Source organism: Streptomyces sp. NPDC036822 (assembly GCF_055609145.1).
The window spans coordinates 1-4,551 of record NZ_JBVJPY010000053.1; the positions used below are offsets into that span (position 1 = coordinate 1).

The 4,551-nt window shown below is 61.2% G+C and carries 3 protein-coding genes and 2 pseudogenes; 3 read left to right on the top strand and 2 right to left on the bottom strand.

From position 1 onward, the window contains the following. Positions 1–186: transposase family protein (locus tag ACZ68P_RS36010; protein ID WP_471013582.1), on the top strand; the 186-nt coding region annotated here is incomplete at its 5' end. A 43-nt stretch (positions 187–229) separates the two neighbouring features. On the opposite strand, the gene ACZ68P_RS36015 is transcribed toward ACZ68P_RS36010, so the two are convergent. Together ACZ68P_RS36015 and ACZ68P_RS36020 are read right to left on the bottom strand one after the other, a co-directional pair. Beyond that, positions 230–712 (bottom strand): transposase, encoded by a 483-nt coding sequence (locus ACZ68P_RS36015; protein WP_471013583.1) that lies wholly within the window; start codon positions 710–712, stop codon positions 230–232. A gap of 421 nt (positions 713–1,133) precedes the next feature. Continuing rightward, positions 1,134–1,582 (bottom strand): annotated as a pseudogene (locus ACZ68P_RS36020) (transposase); the annotation flags it as partial. A gap of 600 nt (positions 1,583–2,182) precedes the next feature. Here ACZ68P_RS36020 and ACZ68P_RS36025 point away from each other — a divergent pair. Beyond that, positions 2,183–2,588: pseudogene (locus tag ACZ68P_RS36025) on the top strand (transposase family protein); the annotation flags it as partial. Positions 2,589–2,927: 339 nt separating this feature from the next. After that, complete coding sequence (locus tag ACZ68P_RS36030) at positions 2,928–4,070, top strand: hypothetical protein (RefSeq protein WP_471013585.1); 1,143 nt, start codon at positions 2,928–2,930, stop codon at positions 4,068–4,070. Positions 4,071–4,551: the final 481 nt, after the last annotated feature.

The window sequence follows — 4,551 nt, forward strand, 5'->3', positions numbered from 1 at the left end:
CGCGAACAACCCGAGCACTACCAGCAGTTCAACCGCGACCACGCCCGCCTGAGAGCTCCTGGGGAACGCGCCTTCGCCCAGCTGAAGTCCTGGCGGATCCTTCGCCGAGCCCGATGCTCCACCCGCCGCATCGGCACCATCGTCCAAGCCGTCCACACGCTCCTGACCTGCAACTATTCAGGATGAAAAAGGCTCACTGACAACGGCGGAATCTTCGGACCCGGACGACTCATACCGAACTAGCAACAAACCTCCGACTCGGGTCACTAGGGCAGTCACGGTAGTTCCGCGGGCCCCGCATGGCTTCGGTCACCAGCTCCAGGCGGGTCAGGTCGCGGACCGCGGCCAGGACGTGGGTAGAGTCGGTGCGCTGCCAGCGGCGCACATGGACCGGGCTGACGGCCCGAATCTTCTCCAGCGCGAGATCGAGCAGCCTGGCCGCCCGTTCTTCCTCGGCCAGACGGTCACGGAAATCGGTGAGAACGCTGTGGTGAACCCCGGGGTGTTCCAGCTCCATGCCCAGGGCGTACTTGAAGTCGATCCGGTTGCGCACGGACTCGGCGGCCTGCCTGTCGGACAGCTCCGGCAGAAACTGCAAGACCGACACCGTCGCCAACTGAGCGGGCGACAGCCCCGGGCTGCCGTCCCGCGGGTACCACTCCGCGAAGTCCTCATCACTCCATAGACCGTTGAGATGGTCACGGATCGCCATCGCCGTGGTGTGCCGTGCGGGTTGCACGACTGCGCCACCTGCACCCTCAGCTCGGGAACCACTCAGCCGGTACGGGAGCGAACGCACATCTCGGACCACTGAAGTCGCGGGGGCCCAACCGTGCCTTCGCACTGGCAGCCGGGTCCGCTGATCTCGGGCCGCTCGCCACGAACGAGTGAACCGTCATCGCCCCACTCGTCACCACGGCAACAAGGGCAGCACCCACCACGAACGTTGCGTTCGCCTAACGGGCACCGGGCCCAGAGGGGGCTACCCGACCCGTCGGCCGCCGACGGGTCGAGCAGGCATCTGACCAGGATGAACGAATCGCTCGGGTAGAGCGCTCACCTTGATCAGCCCCACCGGATTCCAAGATCTCCGACAGCGTCAGGCACCGATCGCGGATCTGACGCTCGGCTTTCTCCGCGAGGTGGGCCTGGACCTCACCGGTCGTCAGGCCCTTCGCGGACAAGTAAATGACCATCTCATCCACGCCGGTCAGACGCTTCTGCCGCTTCTTGACGATCTTCGGCTCGAACGACCCGTCCCGGTCACGCGGCACGGGTATCTCCGTCGGACCGACGTCCCTCAGCACCGTCTTCGCGCGGGTGCCGTTGCGGGAGTTGTCGCCGTTCTTCCCGGCCGGGTGGCGCGTGTCATCGTCGAGATGATCGGTGATCTCGCCCTCCAGAGCGGACTCCAGCAGCCGTTTCGTCAGCTGCTGAAGCAGCCCGCCCTCACCGGTCAGCTGCAACCCCTCGGCATGGACCGGGAAACCAGTTCGTCGATCAGCCGGCCATCCACCGCCCTCACCGGCTGCGGCTCCAACGGCTCGACGTTCTCGTCTTCGGCCACGCTCTCACTGGTCATCGGCGGATCCTCCATGATCGGGGGTTACACCGAACGATTTACAGTTCCCAACCTGGCATCTGTGCTGGTCAAGAGCGTGCGGATGGGGAAGCAAGCCGCGGCGATAGACCATGACCGGCAGATCCGTAGCCGGACACCCATCGCGGACGCTGCATCGAGCATGTCGGCTTTGCTGATAGCCCGGTTGAAGAGCACACAGATGCCGATCTTAGATCCCTCATGGATGCTCTTTTGGGCAGGATGCAGCATGCTTAATGACTGAAACTTCCCTCCAGGCCTTCGGTCAGGTCCCAGGATCGCTTCAACTGATCCACCAGGCCGTCGCCCCTGTTCGAATCTTAATCAACAGCGAGCGAAAAGATGGAAAATGAGGTATGCCGCTGCATTCATCAGTATTCGGGACGACCTCCTCTCTGGGTATACCAGGTTGGTACTGCGGATCGAGTGAGTCCCTGTGGCGATTTTTTTGAGTTTGTCGCGCAACAATCACCCGAATGGATGCTGGCTTGGGAGATTCCCGACCATAACTTCCAGGTAGGCATCCAACGGGCATACGATACGAACAACTTACGGCCTCGTGCACGATAGGCATCCCTCATCGGCCGGATCCGCTCGGATAAGCCGTACTATTCGATGAAGCACCGCAGGCACGATATGAACGTGCAAGTCAACGCCCGTCCCCACGGCACACCGCTGTGGTTCCCCGGCCGGACTTACGACCTGACCACGGCCCGGGCCCACGGCATCGTCCAGGCCTGTCTCACCCGGCAGGTCCTCGGGCTCGCCCATCGCGCCTAACGCCGGCGCCACCTTCCACACTCCTTATTACCACCACCGCGAACACCCCGAGCACTACCAGCAGCTCAGCCGCGACCACATTTTTGAGCGTGCCTTCGTACAGCTGAAGTCCTGGCGACTGCTCCGCCGAACCAGATGCTCCACCCGCCGCATCAGCACCATCGTCCAGACCATCCAGGCACTGCTGACCTGCAACTATCCAGGATGAAAGAGGCATCCTTTCGGAATAAGGCAGGGAAGGTAATGCCCTTGGATGGCTGCCATACAGGCAACAAAATGTTGCCTCGGTCTTGGACCTTGGGCATGAAGTTTCGGTAGGCGGCATGTGAGGTGCGTTGTGCGCAGTCGGGCTGTGGGAACTCTTAAAGGAACATTTCCACCTGGCCTGAGGGGCCGAATCGAGAATCGTTGTGGACAGGCCAGGATAAGAGTCCAGGGAGAAGCGTAATCGTGTCATAGGTTCACCGCAGCCGCGTCCACTCCACGTAGGGAGCTGGGCCGTGCGGTGCTTGAAAGTGCTCTCATTTTCACTCGAAAGGAAAAATTCATGAACTTCACCACCGAATCGGTCAGCTGCCCGCTGTGCGAGAGCGTCATAGTTGCGTTGGACGGCGAAGATATGTTGTCGGAACGGGGTCCAGAAAACACGCTCCACCTTGCCATATGCAGGACATTTCAAGGCCAGGGCCCTGAGGATTTCGTCCAGCTCTTTTCGACCGCCTTCTGGGAAAGCCTCCAAGAGTTCAGCGACAACGACTCGGTAATTATGGCGGAATATAATCAGATTCAGCCACTCCTACTCCGACTCCACGATGCTCACCAGCGGGTGCTGAGTCATTATTCACAGGACTCTCTTCCGACTGCGGAGCAGTTGTTCGAGGACGAGATAGCCCTGGCAAAGCATTCTAGGAAGCCTCCTTATGGGACTGACCTTGGCTCGAATCTACACGAAGACAACGTCCGTGAGCTGACGGAATGCCAAGGAGGCTGGACTACATACCGAGTGCTTTGCGCCTCTGCCTACACGAGCGAGGCACGGCTAGCTATAGGCGATCGACACAGTTCCTCTCCTGTAGCGGTCTATGGATACATGCGCCTGCATACCGGAGAGGCCCTCCCACCGGAAGTGCACACCACTGGCACGGTAGATTTCTCCGTCGACCAGGTCACAGAGAGCCTCTCCTCCACCGAGGCTTTGGGAACCGTCCACCGCCTCATCAACGAAATGGCCCTCCCCGCTAATCATCCAGTAGGTCGGCAACCGCAGAACGAGGAGGGGGCATCGAGCGCGAGCCAGCAGGAAGCCCTAGCCCGGCTCGCTGCTCAGAGAAAGGCCATCCGAAACCATAACCGCGCGGTGTACGCCCAACACTCCGCCAGTCACCATGCCACACGCCGGCCCATCGGATTCGCAGTATACGGCGCCAGTACAGAAAGCCCGCTGCTGGTCTTCAGCGGATTCAACCTCGACACCCCGCCCGCACCATCCTACCGCGGCGCACTAAATGTCGAGGTTAAGGCTCCTGCGGGCCTCAGCAAGCTGCGTAAGGCATACAAGAATAGCGTCAACAGCAGCCAGGCCACAGGCTGGTTCTCTATCCTCTGCGACACCGAAGGGCAACGCGCCCAAGTAGAACTGCTCCTGCACGAACAGAATATCTCCAAGAAGTCCGTGGCAATTTTCAAATAAATAGCTAGGTGGGGGTGTAGTCAGGGACGGGCGTCCCTGACTACACCCCCAAGGTCGCCATGGACCAGCCCGTTGGTGACTCCGACCGCCCAGTAGATTGCCCACGAAATCCGCCGGCGTTTACAAGTCCGGCATACCGTCCCCACACCTTCCCCGAGGAACTACGCACCGAACTGCTTGCCATCGCCCGCCGAGTACGCCTTCCGTGCTGGCGGCGCCCCCGACCGCCAAGAGCGCCTGAGCGTCTCCCAGCGCAGTTCCGCTGCCCCTGTCCCATGGGCCCCCACCCCGCCGCCACGCACAAGGTCGTCAGCGAGGCCACCCCACACCGACCACCACCGCGCATCCAAGCTATTTCAGTTTGGCCACTGAGCGTTTTCCATCCCGCTCGTCGAGCCGGGCAGTTGGGCTGACAGGCAGGTGAAGCCCCTGGTAGATGGGTTTTCGACCAAGAAATCCGTCTCCACCAGGGGCTTCGTGT

Bases quoted from the DNA above. Each gene is read 5' to 3' on its own strand.
- ACZ68P_RS36015 (WP_471013583.1), bottom strand. From the start codon at position 712: ATGGCGATCCGTGACCATCTCAACGGTCTATGGAGTGATGAGGACTTC.
- ACZ68P_RS36030 (WP_471013585.1), top strand. From the start codon at position 2,928: ATGAACTTCACCACCGAATCGGTCAGCTGCCCGCTGTGCGAGAGCGTC.